Genomic DNA, 22,256 nt, shown 5'->3' with positions numbered 1-22,256 from the left:
GTTCCCCCTGGAAGGAAATCGCGGCAGTGTCTGGGGCCTCTGGAACGGACCGTCTGCGCGCGGCTACTCAAAGTAACGGGAGTGAGACTATCCAGCGACATGCTTTGGGGAGGGTCAAGAATGGTCAGCTTGTGGCAATGATCGAAGAGCCGTGGCCGAACAGACCCTGATTGATCGCCAGCCCGATCCGGGCGCCTTCCACCTGCCGGGCTCCCGCCACGCCCCTCAACTGCCAGGTCAGCTCGCAGACCTGGGCGATGGCCTGGGCGGGGACCGCCTCGCCGAAGGAGGCCAGCCCGCCGGAGGGATTCACCGGGATCCGGCCGCCGAGCGCGGTGTCTCCGGCGCGCAGCAGCTTCGCGGCCTCGCCCCGCGCGCAGAGGCCGAGGTCCTCGACCCAGTCGAGCTCCAGCGCGGTGGACAGGTCGTACACCTCGGCGAACGACAGGTCGTCGGGGCCCAGGGCCGCCTCCTCGTAGGCGGCGTGGGCGATGGCGGCGCGGAACGGGCGCTCGGGGGGCGGCACCGCCGCGGTGGAGTCGGTGGCGAAGTCCGGTAGTTCGAGCACGGTGCTGGGGAAGGACGGTGTCACCGTGGAGACGGCCGCGAGCCGCACCGGGCGGCTCACGCCGTGGCGGCGGGCGAACTCCGCGGAGGCCAGGACCAGCGCGGCGCCGCCGTCGGAGGTGGCGCAGATGTCCATCAACCGCAGCGGGTCGGCCACCAGGGGGGAGGCGAGTACCTGCGCGACGGTGACGGTCCTGCGGTAACGGGCGTTCTCGTTGGTCGAGCCGGCGAGGGCGTTCTTCACCTTGACGGCGGCGAAGTCCTCGGCGGTGTCGCCGTACAGGGCCATCCGCCTGCGCGCGTAGAGCGCGAAGTACGCCGGGTTGGTGGCGCCGAGCAGCCGGAACCTGAGCCAGTCGGGATCGTCGGGGCGGTCGCCGCCCACCGGCGCGAAGAACCCCTTCGGTGTGGAGTCGGCGCCGACGACCAGTGCCACGTCGCAGAGGCCGGCCAGGATGCGGGTCCTGGCGATGTCCAGCGCCTGCGCGCCCGAGGCGCACGCCGCGTAGCAGGAGGCGATGCGCGCCCCGTTCCAGCCCATGGCCTGGGCAAAGGTGGCGCCGGCGACGAAGCCCGGGTAGCCGTTCCTGATGGTGTCGGCACCCACCACGAACCGCACGTCCGTCCATTCCAGACCCGCGTCGCGCAGCGCGGCCCTGGCCGCCGCCACCCCGTACTCGACGAAGGGCCGCCCCCACTTGCCCCAGGGGTGCATTCCCGCGCCGAGGATGACGACGTCGCTCATGAACTCTCCCCGTTCCGTCGCTCCGCTGTGGTGCCGGTGGTGCCGAGGGCGCCCCACATCCAGACCGGCGGGCCGTCGGCGAGCGGGCCCGTGGTCAGTTCGAGTTCCATGCCCACCCGCAGGTCGTCCACCGTGAGGTCCTTGACCTGGCCGAGCACGACGATCCCCGTCCCCGTCAGCTCCACCGCCGCGAGGGTGACGGGAACATAGGGATCGGCGGTCACGAACGGGGCGGGCGGCGGGTAGCAGGAGTTGGTGTAGGACCACACGGTGCCCCGGCGCGGCATGCGCGTCTCCACCAGGTCCTCGCCGTCGCAGTACGGGTTGCGGCAGAAGCCCGTCCGGGGCGGAAAGTAGACGGTCCGGCAGTCCGCGCAGCGGGTGCCGAGCAGGTGCGCGGTGCCGCCGTCCACGGTGAACCAGCCGTTGATCACGGGTGCGGTCATAGGGCCAATATGACACAAGCGCTTGCTAGGTAACATCCCCCCTTCGGGGAGCGGGCCCGGCGGAAATCCGTGGGCCGGCCGCCGACCCGCATGTCACGGCGCGGGCGAGAGACGCACGCGGGCTCCCGGCGGCAGGCCCAGCCGTTGGGAGGCGTCGCCGGAGTTGATCGCCAGCGCGACCAGTCCGACCGAGTCGACGAAGGCCACGACCTCCCCGGGAGGGACCGCGGTGAAGGACTCCTTGAACGGCACCGCGAGCCGCCATCCGCCCAGCCAGACCACCAGTGTGTCCCCCGGTGAGACACCCAGCGTCACCAGGTCGGCGGCGCCGATCGACAGCTGGACGTTGCCGTGCCGGTTGACCGACAGCACCTCCCCCTCGGCATAGTCGTCCTGGACCGTCGAGGTGGGCGCGGGCAGCGAGATCAATCGGTTTATCGGGATCTCCGGCCCCAGTTCGGCCGGATGCCGCCCGATCGCCAGATGCGCCGCGACGGGCGCGAAGAGGTCGCGCCCGTGGAAGGTCGGCGAGAGAGGAGGCAGGAAGAACTCCTCGTTGGACAGCTCGTAGGCGGCCCGTGCCCCTCCGCTGGCGTGGATCGCCCACGACAGCAGCCCGTTGTCCGGGCCCAGGAACACGTGGTCGCCGGCCTCGACCGCCACGGCCCTGCGCGAGCCGCTGGGATCCACCGCGGCGACGTGCACGCCGGGAGGCAGGTAGGTGATCGTCTGGGCCAGGATCGCCGCACCGCGCCGCACGTCTCCCAGAGGCACCAGATGGCAAACGTCAATGATCCGCGACTCCGGAGAGATCCCGACGATCACGCCGTGACAGGCGGCGATGTAGCCGTCTTCCAGTCCGTAGTCGGTGAGAAGGCTGATGACAGAGGTCACACTTGGTGACTGTACGGCTCCGCATCCGTCATGAACAGCGCGAAATTCCGGACTATTCTGACTTCGGGCCGCGTGTGCGCGGTGTCATCGCCATGTGCCCCGACCGAGGAGGAAGCCATGGACACCGAGCCGAGCTCCGGCGACAGTGCCGGCGACAGTGCCGACGGCGGGGCTGCCCGAGAGCCCGCATCGCGTGCTCTCACCGACAGGGAGCAGGAGTTGCTCGCCTTCGAGCGCCGGTGGTGGCGCCACGCGGGGGCCAAGGAGCAGGCGGTCCGCGAGGCCTTCGACATCTCCGCGACGCGCTACTACCAGCTGCTCAGTGAGCTCATCGAGCTACCCGCGGCACTTGCCCACGATCCGATGCTGGTCAAGCGCCTGCGCCGGCTCCGTGAGACGCGCCGGAGCGACCGAGCCGCCCGGAAGACGGGCTTTCGCCCCTGATGCCGGGTAACCGATCGCGGAGGGTGGGACCGATGCGGCGTGCCCGGGTTGGCCGAGAAGCCAGAAAGATGGCTTGCGTCGCCGATCTCCGGGTACGACCGGTCGGGCGGACGATCGCCGGAGGGCGGGGCCGATGAGACCGATGAGACGGTGAAGACGGAGAGGAGCCGGACATGACGGCGAACCCGCCCGACGGGCTGAAGGCGATCGTGGCCGACCCCGGGGGAGCGGTGATCGGGCTCGACTTCGACGGCACGCTGTCCCCGATCGTCTCCGACCCCGCGGAGGCCAGAATTCACCCTGATGGGCCCGGGGTGCTGGCCAGGCTCGGCGGCCTGGTCGGCGCCGTGGTGATCGTGACCGGCCGCCCGGCCGCCACGGCCGTCGAGTACGGCTCTCTGGCCGGCGTGCCCGGCGTGGTGGTGCTCGGCCACTACGGCCTCGAACGCTGGGAGGCGGGTGTGCTGGCCGCGCCGCCCGTCCACCCGGGCCTCGACCTGGTCCGGGCGGGGCTCCCCGCGCTGGCCGAGGGGTGGGATGGGGTCAGGGTCGAGGACAAGGAGCGGGCGATGGCCGTGCACACCCGGCAGGCCGCCGACCCGTGGGCGACGCTTGAGGCGCTGCGCGAGCCGGTCGCCGTGCTGGCCGCCAAGGCCGGGCTGGTGGTGGAGCCGGGCAAGTTCGTGCTGGAGCTGCGCCCGCCGGGGATGGACAAGGGGGTGGCGCTGAGCGCCTTCCTGCGCGAGCGGACCGCCAGGTCCGTGCTATTCGCCGGGGACGACCTGGGAGATCTCGCGGCGTTCGCGGCGGTGCGAGCCTCCGGGCTGCCGGGGGTGACGGTGTTCAGCGGGTCGCCCGAGATCGAGGTGGAGGCCGACATCGTGGTGGACGGGCCCCCGGGGGTCCTGGAGCTTCTCAGCTCGATCGCCGACGCCATCGAGGGAGAGGCGCCCCGCTGAGCGGTACCGCCGGCCTGCCCGCTCAGGCGCGCCTGGCGGAGCCGAACAGTAGCCCGCCGACGGCCAGCCCGATCAGGACCGGGACCATGAGGAACGCCTGCTGGGTGCCGAACCCGTCGGCCAGCGCGCCGAGCAGGAACGGCCCGCTCCCCACCGCCAGGCCGGCGAAGATCGAGGCCAGGGCCGACGCCTGGTCCCGCCGCCCGCCGGAGGCGGCCAGCACCCGCGACAGCGCCATCGGGAAGTGCAGCGCGACCCCCAGTCCGGATACGGCCAGGCCCGCGTAGGAGAACACCGGGTCCTCGCTCAGCCAGAAGATCGCCCATCCGGCGGCGGTGACCAGGAGCGCCCCGATGAACAGCGCGGTCGGCGGCACCCGCAGGGCCAGCTGACCCCCGGCCAGCCGCCCCACCGCCAACCCGGCGGTGAACGCCGCGACCGCGGTCGCCGCCACCGCCGCGGGCAGTCCGGTCTGGTCGGAGAACAGCTTGGCCGCCCACAGGTTGAAGCAGAACTCCATCGCGACGCAGCAGAACAGCACGGCCCCGGCCAGGTAGAAGCGCCAGCCGAAGCGGGACCCGGCCTCCGGGGCGGTTCCGGCCGCCGTGTCCCCCCGTTCCGGAATCCAGACGCGCCCCATGAGCAGCGCGAGTAGCACGGTCAGCACGGCGGGTACCAGTAGCGCCGCCCGCCAGCCGAAGACGCTCTGCGCGGTGGCGCTGACCACGAAGGGGACCCCGATGCCGACGATCACACAGACCGCGTTGGCCTCGCTGATCGCCGCCGGGCTCGCGGGACCGTGGTGGTCGTCGAGCGCGGCCATGCCCGAGTACAGGGTGATGGAGGACATCCCGCTGGCGACGCCGTAGCCGAGGAGGGTGATCGACAGCGTGGTGGGGGCCGCCGCGACCAGGAGCGTGCCGACGCTCATCCCGGCCAGTCCGGTCCAGGTGACGGCCCGGCGGCCGATTCTCCTCGTCAACCAGGGGAGGGCGAGGCCGGTGATGATGCCGCCCAGGGCCATCGAGGTCCCGTGCAGCCCGGCGACCGCCTGGGAGATGCCCTGGTCGATGCGGAGCAGCGGGAGCGCGGCGCTGAGGCCGTACAGATAGGTGGCGAAGACACCGAGCTGCAGGTAGATCAGCCAGGTCGCGCGGTCGCGGATCAGCCTGACGGGGGCGATCGCGGTCAATTCAGGCTCCCCGTAGGTAAAAAGGTAGACAGCCGTGAAAACTATCTCACGAGGGTCCGAAGCTTCCTGTCCTTATCCGAGAGCGTCGAGCTGCTCGGCGAACCACCGGTGCGGCGGAAGCGCGGTCGCCGCCGTGGCCAGCAGGGCGCCCCTCCTGGCACGCTCGGCCTCGGGCATCGTCAGCCCCTCGTGTAGCGCGGCGGCCGTGGCCGAGACGTCGTAGGGATTGACGGTCACCGCGTGCTCGCCCAGCTCGGCGGCGGCGCCCGCCTCTCGCGACAGCACCAGCGCGCTGCCCGGCGACAGGATCGGCCCCTCCTTGGCCACCAGGTTCATGCCGTCGCGGATCGGGTTGACCAGCAGCACGTCGGCCAGCCGGTAGGCGGCGAGCGAGCGCGGGTAGTCGTCGTCGACGTTGAGGATCAGCGGGTCCCAGTCCTCGGTGGCGTACTCGTCCTCGATCTCCTTGGCACAGCGCTGCACCGCCGCGGTGTACTCGCGGTACTCGGGCAGGTCGTGCCGGGACGGGTAGGCGAAGGCGAGGTGGGTGACCCGGCCGTGCCACTCCGGGTGGGCCGAGAGGAACTCCCGGTAGGCGACCAGACCCCTGACGATGTTCTTCGACAGCTCCGTCCTGTCGATCCGCACGATCAGCCTGCGGTCGCCCACCTGGGCGCGGAGCGCGGCCATGTGCGACTCCACGTCGGGCTCGGAGGCCCGTGCCCAGAGTGCCTTGCCGTCCACGCCCAGGCTGTGCGTGCCGACCCGGGTGGTCCTGCCCTCGTGCGTGACCGTACGGCTCGCGCGCTCGACCCGGGCGCCGAGCACGGTCTCGCAGCAGTCCATGAACGCCTCGCCCCAGCGGGCGGTCAGGAAACCCGCGTGGTCGGCGCCCAGGATGCCCTCCAGGACCTCGGTCGCGACGTCGTCGGGGAGCAGGCTGAAGTATTCGGGCGGGGCCCACGGGGTGTGCGAGAAGTGGGCTACCCGCAGGTCGGGCCGTTCCCCCCGGAGCATGGCCGGAACCAGGCTCAGGTGGTAGTCCTGCACCATCACCCGCGCCCCGTGCGGGGCATCCTCGGCCAGCGCCGTCGCGAACGTCTCGTTGTACGCCCGGTAGGACTCCCACTCCCTGCGGAACCTGGCGTCGAAATGCGGTCTGTTGGGGGTGTCGTACAGCAGATGGTGGACGAACCAGAGCGTGGAGTTGGCGACCGCGTTGTACGCGCGGTGGAAGGTCGCCGGGGGGATGTCAAGCATGCGCAGCGCCCCGGTCTCGTAGCCCGCCCGGTCGAGGCGGCCGCCGGGCGCCAGCCGCACCGCTCCGCGGTCGCCGTCGGACAGCGCAGCGCAGACCCAGAGGACGTCGAGGTCCTTCGCGACCTCCGACAGGCCCGACACCAGGCCGCCCCCTCCCCTGCGCATGGACAGGGAGCCGTCCTCGGAGAGGGTGAAGGAGACGGGACCGCGGTTGGAGGCCACGAGGATCGCGTTCATCAAATCCTCCAGTGTGGAGACCCCTGCCTTCAGGCGGGGGAGGAAACGCGGCACGGGGCCGCACGGATGTGAATCGAACTCGCGTTCGCACTTAACTGATCTGGTGGTAGAACGTGAGACATGGCGCAGATCGTGAAGCGGGCCTTCAAGTTCCGCTGCCACCCGACCCCCGAGCAGGCCGAAGAGCTCGCCCGGACGTTCGGCTGCGTGCGCCTCGTCTACAACAAAGCCCTCGAAGAACGCACCCGCGCCTACACGCTGGAAGGCCGCAAGGTCTCCTACGTGCAGTCCTCGGCGGCGCTCACCGAGTGGAAGCGCACCGATGATCTCGGCTTCCTGAACGAGGTGTCGTCGGTGCCGCTCCAGCAGGCACTGCGCCACCTGCAGGCGGCGTTCACGAACTTCTTCGCCAAACGCGCCAAGTACCCGACGTTCAAGTCCAAGAAGAAGTCCCGGCTCAGCGCCGAATACACCCGCTCGGCGTTCACCTACCGAAACGGGCGGATCACCCTGGCGAAGATGACCGCGCCACTGAACATCGTGTGGTCGCGTCCGCTGCCCGAGGGCGCGGAGCCGTCCACGGTGACGGTGTCGAAGGACGCGGCGGGGCGCTGGTTCGTGTCGATCCTGTGTGAGGACCGCATCCGCCCGCTGACCCCGACCGGTGACATGGTCGGGGTGGATGCCGGGATCACCTCCTTGGTCACCCTGTCGCGGCCGATCCCGGGCGTGACCGACGCCGACGGCAAGGTCACCAACCCGCGTCATGAGCGGGCCGACCGGCGTAGGCTCGCCAAGGCTCAGCGAAGCCTGGCCCGCAAGGAGAAAGGTTCGGCGAACCGGGTCAAGGCCAAGCTCACGGTGGCGCGGGCGCACGCCCGGATCGCCGACCGCCGCCGCGACTTCCTGCACAAGGTCACCACCTCGATCGTCCGCGAGAACCAAGTGATCGCGATCGAAGACCTCACGGTGCGCAACATGGTGAAAAACCACAGTCTGGCCCGCGCGATCTCGGACGCCTCCTGGCGGGAACTGCGGTCCATGCTGGGGTACAAAGCGCAGTGGTACGGGCGGGAACTCCTGGTCGTGGACCGGTGGTTTCCCTCCTCGAAGTTGTGCTCGGCCTGTGGCGCCCTCCAGCGGTCCATGCCGTTGGGTGTTCGCGAGTGGGTGTGTGCCTGCGGCGCCGTCCACGACCGGGACGTCAACGCCGCCAAGAACATCCTCGCCGCCGGGCTGGCGGAGAGGTGAAACGCCTGTGGAGCCGGTGTAAGACCTCAAGGGAGATTCCTCCTGGCGGGCAGCCGGCGGTGAAGCAGGAACCCTCACGGGCGACCGTGGGAATCCCCTCCCTTCAGGGAGGGGAGGAAGTCAACAGATCCCTTCACTGGCTAGGGACACGCTTGTCCAGAAGATTAACCGGCGCCCGGCCGGGATGCCCTGCTCTTCAGGCCAAGGAAGAATGGCGTTCATTTGAGTGTGTCAGCTCTTGTCGGTAGCTCAGTTAGTGCGTCCCGGTTTCATGACTTTTCGGTGATGGATCGGAAGCGCGGCCCCCCTGATGGCGCCGGTTGGGAAGACGGGGAACCCGGCCCGGGGCGTTCCAAGGGGCGCCCGCGTGGCGTGTGGCTTTTGGGGGCTTAGGGGCAACGGCTGGATTAGGGTGGCGTTGCCCGCGGGGCGCTCTCCCCCTCTTGCTGTGAAAGCCGAGGTCGAGGAGGGAATCATGTCCCGCAGACATGCCGTCGTCACGGGCTGCGTGCTGGTGATCACCGCGCTCACCCTGACGGGCGTGCCGGCCGCCGCCAGACCCCGGACGAAGAGTGTTCCGGTCATCACATCCGTCCGGAAGCCGCCGTCGGGCATGCTGGAGGCGTTCCAACGCGATCTGGGACTGACCAGGCGGCAGGCCCAGGCGCGGCTGCTCAACGAGGCTCGCATGGTTCCGGTCGCGACGCAGCTCCGCAGGAGGCTCGCCGACCGTTTTGGCGGCTCATGGCTGGTGGGAGCCACTTCGCAGACCCTCGTGGTGGCCACCACCGACGAGGCCGACATCCCCCACATCATCGCGGCGGGCGCCCGGGCCGAGATCGTCCCCCGGTCGATGGTGGAACTCCTCCTGATCAAGGAGAAGGTCGATGCCCTGTTGCCCGCCAAGCCACGTGTGGCGGGCGTGCGCTACGTCGATGCGAAGAGGAACAAGGTGGTCGTCCTGTCCGCGCAACCCACGGTGGCCGATAACCTCATCAAGAACGCGAATGTGGACACGGACGCGGTGAGCGTGGTGTCGTCCACCGAGCAACCCCAGCCGCTCCACGACGTACAGGGCGGCGATGCCTACTACGTCGGTGTCGCGAGCCGCTGCTCGATCGGTTTCTCGGTGACCCACGAAGCCCAGGCGGGGTTCGTCAGTGCCGGTCACTGCGGTAGGACGGGTGATGCCACCACCGGTTTCAACCGGGTGCCCCAGGGGACCTTCCAGGCATCTGTCTTCCCGGGCAGCGACTACGCCTGGGTCGCGGTGAACCACAACTGGATGCCCAAGCCGGCGGTCAGCAACGGCATCGGCGGCACCGTGTCCGTCATCGGCTCCAAGGTGGCCGTCGAGGGGGCCTCGGTCTGCCGGTCCGGTTCCACCACCGACTGGCACTGCGGGGTCATCCTGCAGCGCGACACCAGCATCACCTACCCCCAGGGTGTGGTCTCCGGGCTGACCCGCACGAACGTCTGCGCCGAGCCGGGCGACTCGGGTGGCTCGTTCATCTCCGTGGACCAGGCCCAGGGAGTCGCCTCCGGTGGCTCCGGCGACTGCACCACGGGGGGTGTCACCTACTTCCAGCCGATCAACGAGATCCTCACCGCCTACGACCTGACCCTGGTGACCGACGCGATCACCTCGCCGAGCACGGGCACCTGCACCGGCTACCCGAAGATCTACGTCGGTAGTCTGGAGAGCGGTCAGGTCGCCTACCGGCCGAGCACCGGCTACTACCGGGCGACCGTCACCGGCCAGCACCATGGCTGCCTGGACGGGGACGACGGCGTCGATCTCGACCTCTACCTCGAGAAGTGGAAGGGGACCAGCTGGGGCACCGTCGCCGCCTCGGACAGCTCGGGTCCCGACGAGCAGATCAGCTACACCGGCACGGCCGGTGCCTACCGCTACCGGGTGGTCTCGGTGAGCGGCTCCAGCCCCTACACCCTGGGGTTCACGACGCCTTGACGACCGGTCCGGTGTTCCCGGAGGACTCCTCCCGAGGGCACATATAAGGCTGAAGATCAGCATATTTCGGGTTTGTCGACTTTTGTAACGAAGCCGAAGGTCGGCAACGGGGATCCCCGACCGTAGGATGTCCAGCGACCGTGACCGCTGATGGGGGCTCGTGATGGCGCTGGACGAGACGACCGAGGAGCTGGCCCGGGCGGCCGCCCAAGGTGACCACCGCGCGCTCGGCGAGTTGCTGAAGCGTATCGAGCCCGCGGTGCTCCGGCACTGCGGGCGCATCCTGCCCTTCCGGCAGGACGCGGAGGAGGCCTGCCAGGACACCCTGCTGGCGGTGGCACGCAACATCGGTCGCTTCGAGGGGCGCGCCAAGTTCAGCACCTGGCTGCACATCGTGACCGCCAACTGCGCCAGGACCACCTACCGTTCGCTGAAGCGTCGCGCCGCGGAGCAGAGTTCGGACGAGTTGCCGCTGCAGAAGCCGGACGTCGCCAGGGTGAGCGTGATCGCCGGGTCCCGGCTGGACCTGCTCGACGTGATGGAGGCTTTGGAAGCGGAGAAGCCCGACCTCGCCCAGGCACTGGTGCTGCGCGACATCTGCCAGCTCGACTACAACGAGGTGGCCGAGCAGCTCCGCATCCCGCTGGGCACCGCCAAGTCCCGCATTCACCAGGCGCGCAAGTACGTCCAGGGCGCTCTGGGCGACGCCTACGGCTTCTGATCTCGGCGGGTCCGGGGGTTCGCCCCTCGCGAGGGTGAGGCGAGATCCGCTCGAAATCGTCTGCCGCGTGGCGTGTGGCGTTTGAGGCCTTGGAGGCAACGGCTGGATTAGGGTGGCGTTGCCCGTATCGCATGATCGATCTGTGGTGTGCGGCGTTCTCCCCCTCTTGCTGTGAGAGCCGAGGTCGAGGAGAGATCCATGTCCCGCAGACATGTCGTCGCCATGGGCTGCGTGCTGGCGGTCACCGTGCTCCCCCTGACGGGCGTGCCGGCCGCGGCCGGACCGAGGGGGACGGGTGTTCCGGTCACCGCGTCCGCCTGGAAACCGCCGTCGGGCATGCTGGAGGCGCTCCAACGCGACCTGGGCCTGACCAGGGAACAGGCCCAGGCACGCCTGCTCAACGAGGCACGCCTGACGGGAGTGGCGGCGGAGCTCCGTGCGAGACTCGGTGACCGTTTCGGCGGCTCATGGCTGATGGGAACCATCGCGCAGACCCTCGTGGTGGCCACCACCGACGAGGCCGACATCCCCCACATCATCGCGGCGGGCGCCCGGGCCGAGGTCGTCAAGCGGTCGCTGGCGGAACTCGACAGGCACATAAACGGCCTCGACCAGTCGGTACCCGGCGCCAAGAACGAGGGAAGTGTCCGCTATGTCGACGCGAGGAACAACAGGGTCGTCGTGCTGTCGTCGGAGCCGTTGGTCGCGGAGGATCTCATCGAGGCCGCCGGCCTCGACACGGAGGCGGTGAAGGTGGTGCCATCCACCGAGCGGCCCCGGCTCCTCACTGACGTGCAGGGCGGCGACGCCTACTACGTCGGTGTCGCGAGTCGTTGCTCCGTCGGTTTCTCGGTGATGCGCGGGGCCCAGGCGGGTTTCGTCAGTGCCGGTCACTGCGGTAAGACGGGTGATGCCACCACCGGTTTCAACCGGGTGCCCCAGGGGGTCTTCCGGGCGTCGTCCTTTCCCGAGAACGACTATGCCTGGGTCGCGGTGAACGCCGGCTGGACGCCCAAGCCGGTGGTGAGCAACGGCGTCGGCGGCACCGTGCCCGTCGCGGGCTCCAGGCCGGCCCTGGAGGGGGCCTCGATCTGCCGGTCCGGCTCCACCACCGACTGGCACTGTGGCCTCGTCCGGCAGCTCAGCGCCAGTGTCACCTACCCCCAGGGCACCATCCACGGCCTGGGCCGTACCAGTGTCTGCGCCGAGCCGGGTGACTCGGGTGGCTCGTTCATCTCGGTGGACCAGGCCCAGGGGGTCACCTCCGGCGGCTCCGGGGACTGCACCACGGGTGGTGTCACCTACTTCCAGCCGCTCGACGAGATCCTCACCGCCTACGACCTGACCCTGCTGACCGACAGCACCGCCACCTCGTCGGGTGACATCTCCCCGGGCGCCGCTCCATCGGGCAAGCAGGACTGCAACGGCTACCCGAAGACCTACACCGGCACGCTGAACAACGGCCAGTCCGTCTCCCAGCCGAGCCGGTACTACCGGGCCGCCGTCGCCGGTACGCACTCCGCCTGCCTGGACGGCGGTGACGGCGTCGACTTCGACCTCTACCTCCAAAGATGGCAACGGTCGAGCTGGGCCACCGTCGCCACCTCCGACGGCGCGGGTTCCGACGAGCAGATCAGCTACACCGGCCCGCCCGGCTTCTACCGCTACTGGGTGGTCTCGGTGAGCGGCTCCAGCCCCTACACGCTGAGAGCCAAGGCACCCTGACCTGCCTGCCACGGTCCTCGCTCCGGCTCCGGCCGGCGTGCCGCCGAACGGCCTCAAATCGTCTGCCGCGTGGCGTGTGGCGTTTGAGGCCTTGGAGGCAACGGCTGGATTAGGGTGGCGTTGCCCGTATCGCATGATCGATCTGTGGTGTGCGGCGTTCTCCCCCTCCTGCTGTGAGAGCCGAGGTCGAGGAGAGATCCATGTCCCGCAGACATGTCGTCGCCATGGGCTGCGTGCTGGCGGTCACCGCGCTCACCCTGACGGGCGTGCCGGCCGTCGCCGCCGACTCCCGGGCGCAGGACGTTCCGGTCACCGCGTCCGCCTGGAAACCGCCGTCGGGCATGCTGGAGGCGCTCCAACGCGACCTGGGCCTGACCAGGGAACAGGTGCAGGCACGTCTGGCCAACGAGATCCGTATGTCGGGGATCGAGGCAGACCTCCGCGAGGCGCTCGGCGACCGTTTCGGCGGCTCGTGGCTGATGGGAACCATTTCGCAGACTCTCGTGGTGGCCACCACCGACCCCGCCGACCTCCCCACGATCGTCGCGGCGGGCGCCAGAGCCGAACTCGTCAAACGGTCGCTGACCGAACTCGCCGGGCTGATCAGTGACCTTAACGTGGACCTGCCGGGAAAAGGCGGAGGGGGCGATGTGCGCTTCGTCGACGCCAGGAACAACAGGATCGTCATCCTGTCGAAGAGCCCTCTGGCAACCGAGGATCTCGTGGAGGCCGTGGGGGCCGACTCAAGTGTGGTGAAGGTGGTGCCGTCCACCGAGCGGCCCCGGCTCCTCACTGACGTGCAGGGCGGCGACGCCTACTACATCGGCACTTCGAATCGTTGCTCCGTCGGTTTCTCGGTGATGCGCGGGGCCCAGGCGGGTTTCGTCAGTGCCGGTCACTGCGGTAAGACGGGTGATGCCACCACCGGTTTCAACCGGGTGCCCCAGGGGGTCTTCCGGGCGTCGTCCTTTCCCGAGAACGACTATGCCTGGGTCGCGGTGAACGCCGGCTGGACGCCCAAGCCGGTGGTGGGCGACGGCAGTGGCGGTACCGTGCCCGTCGCGGGCTCCAGGCCGGCCCTGGAGGGGGCCTCGATCTGCCGGTCTGGCTCCACCACCGACTGGCACTGCGGCCTCGTCCGGCAGCTCAGCGCCAGTGTCACCTACCCCCAGGGCACCATCCACGGCCTGACTCGTACCAGTGTCTGCGCCGAGCCGGGTGACTCGGGTGGCTCGTTCATCTCGGTGGACCAGGCCCAGGGGGTCACCTCCGGCGGCTCCGGCAACTGCACCTCGGGGGGTGTCACCTACTTCCAGCCGCTCGACGAGATCCTCACCGCCTACGACCTGACCCTGCTGACCGGCGGCGTCGCCACCCCACCAGGCGGCGTCCCGTCCGCTCCGGCGGTCTGCACCGGCTATCCGAAGGTCTACACCGGCATGCTGAACAACGGCCAGTCCGTCTCCCAGCCGAGCCGGTACTACCGGGCCGCCGTCGCCGGTACGCACTCCGCCTGCCTGGACGGCGGTGACGGCGTCGACTTCGACCTCTACCTCCAAAGATGGCAACGGTCGAGCTGGGCCACCGTCGCCACCTCCGACGGCGCGGGTTCCGACGAGCAGATCAGCTACACCGGCCCGCCCGGCTTCTACCGCTACCGGGTGGTCTCGGTGAGCGGCTCCAGCCCCTACACGCTGAGAGCCAAGGCACCCTGACCTGCCTGCCACGGTCTGGCGCGGGAGGTTTCACGGGACGTCCACCGCGACGCGGTGCCTGCCGGCAGCGGCGGCGCGCCTCCCGGGGCCGGGGCGCTCTGTCCGGCAGGTAACACGTCATGTCTCGCAGAGTGAGACAAGTGGCCGGGGCGGCGGTACGGCGATGTAGAGTGCTTAAGACCTGCGTGTCAGGTTTCCAACTGAATATTTGCTCATCCAGAGGGGTGGAGGGATCGGCCCTGCGAAGCCCCGGCAACCATCCCGGTTCAAGACTCGTGATCGACACGAGGTCGGCCGGGACAGGTGCCAATTCCGGTCTGTGACCAGGGTGGTCCGCAGACGAAGATGAGGGAAAGGCCTCGCTTCATGGCGCTCGCAACCACTGAGAACACCACCGCCTCGCTTGGTCGTGTCGAAGACACGCAAAACCAGCCCTTCGGCCCCGCCGTGGCCCTGTCCTGTCGCGAGTGCGGTACCCGCTACGACCTTGGCCCGAGCTTCGCCTGTGCCGAATGTTTCGGGCCCCTTGAGATCGCCTACGACTTCGGGCGGGTGACCCGGGAGCAGATCGCCGAGGGGCCGGCCAACATCTGGCGTTACCGCTCGTTGCTGCCCGTCCCCGCCGACGTGGCCGCCAAGCCCAACATGGAGCCCGGCTGGACCAGGCTCGTCAACGCCGGCAACCTCGCCCGTGAGCTGGGCATGCGCTCGCTGCACGTGAAGGACGACTCCGGCAACCCCACGCACTCTTTCAAGGACCGTGTGGTGGCCATCGCCGTCGAGGCGGCCCGTAACTTCGGCTTCCACACCCTCTCCTGCTCCTCCACCGGCAACCTGGCCGGTGCCGCTGCCGCCGCCGCCGCGCGGGCCGGGCTGGACGCCTGCGTGTTCATCCCCGCGGACCTGGAGCAGGCCAAGGTCGTCATGGCCTCCGTGTACGGGGGCAGGCTCATCGGCATCGAGGGCACCTACGACGATGTGAACCGCTTCTGCTCGGAGCTCATCGGCGACGAGCTGGGCGAGAAGTGGGGCTTCGTCAACGTCAACCTCCGGCCGTACTACGCCGAGGGCTCCAAGACGCTGGCGTACGAGATCGCCGAGCAGCTCGGCTGGCGCGTTCCCGACCAGATCGTCGTGCCGGTCGCGTCGGGCTCCCAGCTCACGAAGATCGACAAGGGTTTCAAGGAGCTGATCGAGCTCGGTCTCGTCGAGGACAGGCCGTACAAGATCTTTGCGGCCCAGGCCGAGGGGTGCTCCCCGGTCTCCGCCGCCTACAAGGCGGGCCACGACGTGATCCGCCCGGTGAAGCCGGACACGATCGCCAAGTCGCTGGCGATCGGCAACCCCGCCGACGGCCCGTACGTGCTGGACATCGCCCGACGCACCGGCGGCGCGGTCGAGGACGTCACCGACCCCGAGATCGTCGACGCGATCCGGTTGCTGGCCAGGACCGAGGGCATCTTCGCCGAGACCGCCGGAGGTGTCACCGTCGGCGTGCTCCGCAAGCTGGTCGCGGCGGGGAGGCTCGACCCGGAGGCGGAGACCGTGGTTCTCAACACCGGCGACGGTCTCAAGACCCTCGACGCGGTGGCCGCCGAGGCGCGCCCCACCGCTGTGATCCGCCCCTCTCTTGACGCATTCCGTGCGGCAATCGCCTAGAAATCATGAAAGGTACTGAACTATGAGCGTTTCTGTGCGGATTCCGACGATTCTCCGGACTTACACCGATGGTGCTGCCGAGGTGAGCGGAGAGGGTGAGACCCTGCGCGACGTCCTCCAGAAGCTTGACGCGGACTTCCCGGGGATCGGCGCCCGAATTCTTGATGAAACGGGTAAGATTCGCCGTTTTGTCAACGTCTATGTCGGAGATGAGGATGTCCGCTTCGCCGACAACCTCGACACGGCCACGCCCTCCGGCGTCCAGATCTCCGTCATCCCGGCGGTCGCCGGGGGCTGAGTCCCGCCCCGCCCGCGCTGCGCCGGTCGCGCCCGCCTCACCTTCCGGAGCGCTCGCGACACCTTCTCCATGACACCCGCCCGGCTTCGGCCGCGTGCGGGTGTCCTGCTTTGTGGCGTAAACCGGTATTCGCGGTGGGGAAAGATAATGTAATCTTTAACTAACTAATAGTGATAGTCAAACTATGTTCTCGTACTAAATGCTCTTGTAAAGAGCCGGTTTGGTGCTTGACTCTGTTGCCCTACCGGTTCCCACAGGTATGGTCGAGGGCGATCGATGTGGCGAAGTCCGCCCCGGAGATTGAGGACCTCGCGCGAGGAATGGGCGTCGTCCTTAAGTCCAGTAAGAGGAGTCGCAAGTGGCGCAGGGCACCGTCAAATGGTTCAACGCGGACAAGGGCTACGGCTTCATCGCGGTAGACGGTGGTAAGGATGTGTTCGTCCATTACTCCGCGATCATGATGGATGGCTACCGTGCACTCGAGCAGGGCCAGCGAGTCGAGTTCGAGATCACCCAGGGTCAGAAGGGTCCCCAGGCGGAGTCCGTCCGGGCGGTCTGACATGGCCGTCCCGTGAACCCGCGGGGAGGGGTCGGCGGACCCCGCGGCAGCGCAGTCCGCTGGATCCGCACCACCTAGGTCCGGCTCGCCTGCCCAATCGGCGAGCCGGGCCTTCGCTTTGCGCGGAACACACACCCGCATGACGCGGAGCATGCGCTGACGTGGCACGGAGCGGATGTCCGCGCCGGGCACGGCGCAGGTCAAGGGATCGTGGCTTGCACTCGACAAGGTAGAGTGCTAAACACATTGTTGGCACTCACGCATAGAGAGTGCCAACCCTGGATCGAGGCGATGGGGCCCACCGAACGGAGTCGTGGGCCCGCATGCCGTCGCGGGCGTCGGCTCGGTCCGGTGCAAGCCACCCTGTCTCTGGGAGGTCTAGCCGTATGGCAGCCAAGATGATCGCGTTTAACGAGGACGCCCGGCGCGGTCTCGAGCGTGGCATGAACCAGCTCGCGGACGCCGTTAAGGTGACCCTCGGCCCCAAGGGCCGCAATGTCGTGCTGGAGAAGAAGTGGGGCGCCCCCACCATCACCAACGATGGTGTCTCCATTGCGAAGGAGATCGAGCTCGAGGACCCGTGGGAGAAGATCGGGGCCGAGCTCGTCAAGGAGGTCGCCAAGAAGACCGATGACGTCGCGGGTGACGGCACCACCACCGCCACCGTGCTCGCTCAGGCTCTCGTACGCGAGGGTCTCCGCAACGTCGCCGCCGGCGCCAACCCGATGTCCCTGAAGAAGGGCATCGAGGCCGCCGTCGAGCGCGTGTCGGAGGAGCTGTCCAAGCTGGCCAAGGACGTGGAGACGAAGGCGCAGATCGCCTCCACCGCTTCCATCTCCGCGGGTGACCCGCAGATCGGCGAGATGATCGCCGAGGCGATGGACAAGGTCGGCAAGGAAGGCGTCATCACCGTCGAGGAGAGCAACACCTTCGGCCTTGAGCTTGAGCTCACCGAGGGCATGCGCTTCGACAAGGGCCTCACCTCGATGTACTTCGTGACCGACCCGGAGCGTATGGAGGCCGTCCTCGACGACCCGTACATCCTGGTCGTCAACTCCAAGGTGTCCGCCAACAAGGACCTGCTCCCGGTTCTCGACAAGGTCGTGCAGGCCGGCAAGCCGCTGCTGATCATCGCCGAGGACGTCGAGGGCGAGGCCCTGGCCACCCTGGTCGTCAACAAGATCCGCGGTCTGTTCCGCTCGGTCGCCGTCAAGGCGCCCGGCTTCGGTGACCGCCGCAAGGCCATGCTGGGCGACATCGGCATCCTGACCGGTGCCCAGGTCATCAGCGAGGACCTCGGCCTCAAGCTGGAGTCCACCACCCTGGACCAGCTCGGCCGTGCCCGTCAGGTCATCGTCACCAAGGACGAGACCACCATCGTCGACGGTGCCGGCGACGCCGAGCAGATCGCCGGTCGGGTCAACCAGATCCGCGCCGAGATCGACAACACCGACTCCGACTACGACCGCGAGAAGCTCCAGGAGCGTCTCGCCAAGCTGGCCGGCGGCGTGGCCGTCATCAAGGCCGGCGCGGCGACCGAGGTCGAGCTCAAGGAGCGCAAGCACCGCATCGAGGACGCCGTTCGCAACGCGAAGGCGGCCGTCGAGGAGGGCATCGTCCCCGGCGGTGGCGTGGCGCTGCTGCAGGCCGGCGCCAAGGCGTTCGACAAGCTGGAGCTCTCCGGCGACGAGGCCACCGGTGCCGCGATCGTCAAGAAGGCCCTTGAGGAGCCGCTGAAGCAGATCGCCGTCAACGCCGGCCTTGAGGGTGGCGTCGTGGTGGAGAAGGTGCGCAACCTTCCCGCGGGTGAGGGCCTCAACGCCGCCACCGGCGAGTACGTCAACCTGTTCGAGACGGGCATCATCGACCCGGCCAAGGTGACGCGTTCCGCCCTGCAGAACGCGGCGTCCATCGCGGCGCTGTTCCTCACCACCGAGGCCGTCATCGCCGAGAAGCCCGAGAAGGCCGCGGCCGCCCCCGCCATGCCCGGCGGCGGCGACATGGACTTCTAAGTCCAACCGCTTTCAGGTAAAAGAGGCGACCCCGGGATCTCGGGGTCGCCTCTTTTGCGTGTCTCCCCGAGGCGTTGTCTGTCGTCGTACGTCTTTGACGGGGGCGGCGCCGCCGGAGAGGCTACGAGCTGTGGCGTTCGATCCGGCGGCCGGCCCGTGCGGAGTCGCGGGCGGGAAGGGGGCCTCGAAAAGCCGGGACCGAGCAGGGCCGGGGGTCCGCGATCACATCCATGCCGTCCGGCCGGCTTCGGTGCTATCAAGCAATAAATGGACAAGGCGGGCGGAACAAGAGTTCAAGCCGGTGTGTCGTTTCCGGGACACGCTGCCGTGCGGCCATAGAACGAAGTCCTTGCTGTAGCGACGGGTTCTTGGTGGTACGGCGGTATGCGAGGGGAACGATGGAGCATAACCACTGGAAATCGCCCGGTCGGTTACAGAGAGGTGGGTGGCGGTCGCGCGTCCGTTCAGCCGTGGTGGCGCTGGTCATCGTGGCCGGACCGGCGGTGCCGACGGCCACGGTTGTGGCGACCACGCCGCCGGAGAACGTCGTTTACGTGGCCAACTCACAGTCGAACACCGTGTCGGTGATCGACACGACGACCAACAAGGTCACCGCCACCATCACCGTCGGTGAGAACCCCATCGGGGTGGCGGTCGCCCCCGACAACGCACATGTCTACGTGACCAACGCGCAGTCGGACAACGTGTCGGTGATCGACACGAGGAGCAACAAGGTCAGTGCCACCATCCCCATCGACGGCCACCCCGTCGGGGTCGACGTCTCCTACGGAGGCACCCGCGTCTACGTGACCGATGTGCAGGCGAACGTCGTGTCGGTGATCGACACGAGGAGCAACAGGGTCATCGCCATCATCCCGGTCGGCCACAGCCCCTTCAGACTCGCCGCCGCTCCCTATCGCCGTGTCTATGTGGCCAATCAGGACTCCGACACCGTGTCGGTGATCGACATGGTGACCAACAGGGTCATCGCCACCATCCCGGTCGGCCACAGTCCGTTCGGGATCAGGTTCTCTCCCACTCGTCCCCGTGTCTATGTGGCCAATCAGGACTCCGACACCGTGTCGGTGATCAACACGAGAACCAACAAGGTCATCGCCGAGATTCCCGCAGGTAACCATCCTTTCAGGATCGCGGTCTCCGATGACGGTGCCTACGTCTACGTGACCAACCTGATCCCGAACGTCGTGACGGTGATCGAGGCCAAGACCAACAAGGTCACCACCACCATCTCGGTCGAGGGCTCTCCTTTCGGAATCACGATCTCCCCCGACGGTGCCCAGATCTATGTGGCCAACCTGGACACGGACAGCGTGACGGTGATCGACCCCAAGACCAACGGGGTCATCAGGGTCATCCCGGTCGGGACAAATCCTTTCGGGATCAGAGCGGCGCATCACATTCGCCGGAGTACCACTCCGATCAGAGCGCGCGGGCCGGGGAGCGGGCCGTAGCGCCCGGCATCGGCGCCCCGGAGTCGCCGATCAGGCGGTCACCCGGCGAGCTGGGCGGGAAGCTCCCGGGCGTGCAGGACGGTCAGTGAGGTGACGGCCCTGGTCAGGACCACATACAGACGGGCCAGGCCGCGGGGTTCGGCGTCGACGATGTCCGCGGGTTCGGCCACGATCACGTGGTCGTACTCCAGGCCCTTGGCCAGGGTCGCCGGGATGACCAGGAGGCGGTGGTCCTCGACGGTGTCGGGGCTCAGCACCCGGTGGTCCAGGTCGGCCAGGGCCTCGGACGCGGCGCCCACCAGGGCGTCGGGGACGATGACGCCGATCGAGCCCTCGCGGGCGAGTGCCTCCCGCGCGGCATGGGCCAGCGCCGCGGCCAGGTCGGGTGCCGGCCGCACCGACAGGGAGCCCGCGCCGGGGCGCAGTGACCGGGGGGCGGCCAGGTCCGGGGCGACGGAGGGCAGCAGCCTGGCCGCGTAGTCGAGGACCTCGCGGGGCACCCGGAAGCCGAGGGTCAACTCGGTGACGGCGCCGTCCTCGAAGCCCAGATGACTCAGGACCTCGGTCCAGGACCGGGCGGACCAGGGCGTGGTGCCCTGGGCGAGGTCGCCCAGGACGGTGGCGGAGCCGGTGCGGCAGCGCCGGCCGAGGGCGCGCAACTGCATCGCCGACAGGTCCTGGGCCTCGTCCACGACCAGGTGGCCCAGCGGGACGGTCCGCTCGATCATGTCGCCCAACTCGTCCATCAGCGCGCCGTCGGCCGCCGACCACTTCGCCGAGCGGAAGGACTTGGGAGGCTTGGGCCAGAGCAGCAGCGACCGCTCGGCGGCGGTGAGATCGTCCTTGGCGGCGGCGGCGAGGAAGGCGGGGTCGCCGAACAGCCGATGGAGCACCTGCTGCGGGGTCAGCTTGGGCCAGACCGCGTCCACGAGCTGCCTGACCGGCTTGGACCTGGCGACCGCGTCCTGCACCCGGTCGTCGGGAGACTCACCGCGCTGCTCCATCCGGACGAGCACCAGGTGGGCGAGCCGCTGGGCGAGCGTCGCGCGCCCCGGACCGTAGCGGGTGGTGCCGCGGAGCGAGGCGACGATCTCGCGGACCTCGTGGTCCGCCACCCGGTAGCGGTTGATCCCCTTGGTGAACAGCACACCCTCGGTGGGCTTGACCACGTGCGCCCACAGGGCGCGTCGTAGCACCCCGACGATCCTCGCGTCGCCCTTGAGCGTGCCGACCGCGGGGTCCTCGGGCGCGGAGTGGTCGCCGAGGATCCCGGCGACCGTGGTCTGGTCGACCTTGACCTCGCCCAGCGCGGGCAGGACCGAGGAGATGTAGGAGAGGAACGCCCGGTTCGGGCCGACGATCATCACGCCCGACCTGGCGAGCCGCTCACGGTGGGTGAAGAGCAGGTAGGCGGCCCGGTGCAGGCCGACGGCGGTCTTCCCGGTGCCGGGGGCACCCTGGACGCACACCGTCCGGCCGAGTTCGGAGCGGACGATCTCGTCCTGGTCGGGCTGGATCGTCGCGACGATGTCGCGCATCGGTCCCGAACGGGGACGCTCGATCTCCTCGGTGAGGATCCTGCTCTGGGCGAGGGCGGCGCCGCCGGAGTCGAGGCGCTCGTCCTCGTAGGCGGTCAGGTCGCCGCCCTGGTAGCCGAATCGGCGACGCAACACGACGCGCATCGGGTCGGACGGGCTGGCCTGGTAGAAGGCCCGCGAGACCGGGGCGCGCCAGTCGATCACCAGGGGGCGGCTGCGCTCGTCGTGGACGTGCCTGCGCCCGACGTAGACCGTGCCGGGAAGGTCGTCGTCCGCCTGGCGGTCGAGGCGGCCGAAGAACAGGGGGGTGCCCGAGTGGTCGGCGAGCGCCGCCACCCGCTGGTCCAGCAGCGCCTGCAGGATCTGCTGGGAGACCCAGTCTCCGGCGGCGTCGGAGGAGAGGGACTGGGCGTGCTCGCGCATCGCGCGCAGCGCCGTTCTGGAGATGGCCAGGTGCTCGCGCTCGGCGGCGAGGATCCGGGCGGGATCGTCGGTTATGTCAGGGGCCAATTGATGTGTGGGCACGCTGAAGCGCCTCCCATTCGATAAACGGAGGTGGTGGCCATCGGGTAGCGAATGGGCCAGCTTAG

General features: G+C 68.9%; 17 protein-coding genes, 1 pseudogene and 1 riboswitch. Of the genes and pseudogenes, 12 read left to right on the top strand and 6 right to left on the bottom strand.

What is annotated here, in order from left to right; all coding sequences use genetic code 11:
- Window positions 1-124: 124 nt before the first annotated feature.
- The 3 genes from ACQP0P_RS44930 to ACQP0P_RS44920 all read right to left on the bottom strand — a co-directional run bounded on the left by ACQP0P_RS44930 (window position 125) and on the right by ACQP0P_RS44920 (window position 2,652).
- On the bottom strand, window positions 125-1,312 hold the full coding sequence (locus tag ACQP0P_RS44930) for a lipid-transfer protein (protein WP_433368482.1): 1,188 nt from the start codon (window positions 1,310-1,312) through the stop codon (window positions 125-127).
- Entirely contained in the window at window positions 1,309-1,758 is a 450-nt protein-coding gene (locus ACQP0P_RS44925; protein ID WP_433368479.1) for a Zn-ribbon domain-containing OB-fold protein, read from the bottom strand. Before ACQP0P_RS44925 ends, ACQP0P_RS44930 begins: the two co-directional genes overlap by 4 nt.
- 93 nt (window positions 1,759-1,851) lie before the next feature.
- Window positions 1,852-2,652 carry an SAM hydrolase/SAM-dependent halogenase family protein gene (locus ACQP0P_RS44920; protein ID WP_433368476.1) on the bottom strand — a complete coding sequence of 267 codons (801 nt, stop codon included), beginning with the start codon at window positions 2,650-2,652 and terminating at the stop codon, window positions 1,852-1,854.
- Window positions 2,653-2,769: 117 nt separating this feature from the next.
- Here ACQP0P_RS44920 and ACQP0P_RS44915 point away from each other — a divergent pair, with 117 nt between their 5' ends.
- Both ACQP0P_RS44915 and otsB read left to right on the top strand, forming a co-directional pair.
- Entirely contained in the window at window positions 2,770-3,096 is a 327-nt protein-coding gene (locus ACQP0P_RS44915) for a DUF3263 domain-containing protein (RefSeq protein ID WP_433368473.1), read from the top strand.
- Window positions 3,097-3,269: 173 nt separating this feature from the next.
- A complete protein-coding gene (gene otsB, locus ACQP0P_RS44910; RefSeq protein WP_433368470.1) occupies window positions 3,270-4,055 on the top strand; it encodes a trehalose-phosphatase in 786 nt (261 codons plus the stop codon).
- Between the two features lie 22 nt (window positions 4,056-4,077).
- On the opposite strand, the gene ACQP0P_RS44905 is transcribed toward otsB, so the two are convergent.
- Both ACQP0P_RS44905 and ACQP0P_RS44900 read right to left on the bottom strand, forming a co-directional pair.
- Window positions 4,078-5,247 (bottom strand): MFS transporter, encoded by a 1,170-nt coding sequence (locus tag ACQP0P_RS44905; RefSeq protein WP_433368467.1) that lies wholly within the window; start codon window positions 5,245-5,247, stop codon window positions 4,078-4,080.
- A 72-nt stretch (window positions 5,248-5,319) separates the two neighbouring features.
- The gene (locus ACQP0P_RS44900; RefSeq protein WP_433368465.1) at window positions 5,320-6,744 is read right to left on the bottom strand and encodes an alpha,alpha-trehalose-phosphate synthase (UDP-forming); all 1,425 of its coding nucleotides are present in this window, start codon (window positions 6,742-6,744) and stop codon (window positions 5,320-5,322) included.
- A gap of 120 nt (window positions 6,745-6,864) precedes the next feature.
- Here ACQP0P_RS44900 and ACQP0P_RS44895 point away from each other — a divergent pair.
- The 10 genes and pseudogenes from ACQP0P_RS44895 to ACQP0P_RS44850 all read left to right on the top strand — a co-directional run.
- Window positions 6,865-8,081, top strand: a pseudogene (locus ACQP0P_RS44895) (RNA-guided endonuclease InsQ/TnpB family protein); the annotation flags it as partial.
- Between the two features lie 389 nt (window positions 8,082-8,470).
- Window positions 8,471-9,967, top strand: a complete 1,497-nt coding sequence (locus ACQP0P_RS44890; protein WP_433368462.1) for a S1 family peptidase — start codon at window positions 8,471-8,473, stop codon at window positions 9,965-9,967.
- Window positions 9,968-10,130: 163 nt separating this feature from the next.
- Entirely contained in the window at window positions 10,131-10,688 is a 558-nt protein-coding gene (locus tag ACQP0P_RS44885) for an RNA polymerase sigma factor (RefSeq protein WP_355629614.1), read from the top strand.
- Between the two features lie 198 nt (window positions 10,689-10,886).
- Complete coding sequence (locus ACQP0P_RS44880; RefSeq protein WP_433368459.1) at window positions 10,887-12,413, top strand: S1 family peptidase; 1,527 nt, start codon at window positions 10,887-10,889, stop codon at window positions 12,411-12,413.
- Window positions 12,414-12,613: 200 nt separating this feature from the next.
- Window positions 12,614-14,128 carry a S1 family peptidase gene (locus ACQP0P_RS44875; protein WP_433368456.1) on the top strand — a complete coding sequence of 505 codons (1,515 nt, stop codon included), beginning with the start codon at window positions 12,614-12,616 and terminating at the stop codon, window positions 14,126-14,128.
- Window positions 14,129-14,337: 209 nt separating this feature from the next.
- Window positions 14,338-14,480: riboswitch (SAM riboswitch) on the top strand.
- Window positions 14,481-14,494: 14 nt separating this feature from the next.
- Window positions 14,495-15,787, top strand: coding sequence for a threonine synthase (thrC, locus tag ACQP0P_RS44870; RefSeq protein ID WP_433368453.1), 1,293 nt, complete (start codon window positions 14,495-14,497; stop codon window positions 15,785-15,787).
- A 22-nt stretch (window positions 15,788-15,809) separates the two neighbouring features.
- Window positions 15,810-16,085, top strand: coding sequence for a MoaD/ThiS family protein (locus ACQP0P_RS44865; RefSeq protein WP_433368450.1), 276 nt, complete (start codon window positions 15,810-15,812; stop codon window positions 16,083-16,085).
- 358 nt (window positions 16,086-16,443) lie between these two features.
- The gene (locus tag ACQP0P_RS44860) at window positions 16,444-16,644 is read left to right on the top strand and encodes a cold-shock protein (RefSeq protein ID WP_012895270.1); all 201 of its coding nucleotides are present in this window, start codon (window positions 16,444-16,446) and stop codon (window positions 16,642-16,644) included.
- 386 nt (window positions 16,645-17,030) lie between these two features.
- Window positions 17,031-18,656, top strand: a complete 1,626-nt coding sequence (gene groL / locus ACQP0P_RS44855; protein ID WP_350945793.1) for a chaperonin GroEL — start codon at window positions 17,031-17,033, stop codon at window positions 18,654-18,656.
- 470 nt (window positions 18,657-19,126) lie between these two features.
- The gene (locus ACQP0P_RS44850) at window positions 19,127-20,128 is read left to right on the top strand and encodes a cytochrome D1 domain-containing protein (protein WP_433368446.1); all 1,002 of its coding nucleotides are present in this window, start codon (window positions 19,127-19,129) and stop codon (window positions 20,126-20,128) included.
- A gap of 38 nt (window positions 20,129-20,166) precedes the next feature.
- Here the strand turns inward: ACQP0P_RS44850 and ACQP0P_RS44845 are convergent, their stop codons facing one another.
- Window positions 20,167-22,191: a HelD family protein gene (locus ACQP0P_RS44845; protein ID WP_433368443.1), complete on the bottom strand. Its 2,025-nt coding sequence runs from the start codon at window positions 22,189-22,191 to the stop codon at window positions 20,167-20,169.
- Window positions 22,192-22,256 lie beyond the last annotated feature (65 nt).

The sequence above is a fragment of the Streptosporangium sp. CA-115845 genome, assembly GCF_050943795.1.
In the GTDB taxonomy this organism is placed as follows: Bacteria; Actinomycetota; Actinomycetes; order Streptosporangiales; family Streptosporangiaceae; genus Streptosporangium.
The sequence above is the reverse complement of the archived record's forward strand: the minus strand, read 5'-3'. Positions and strand labels throughout refer to the sequence as shown.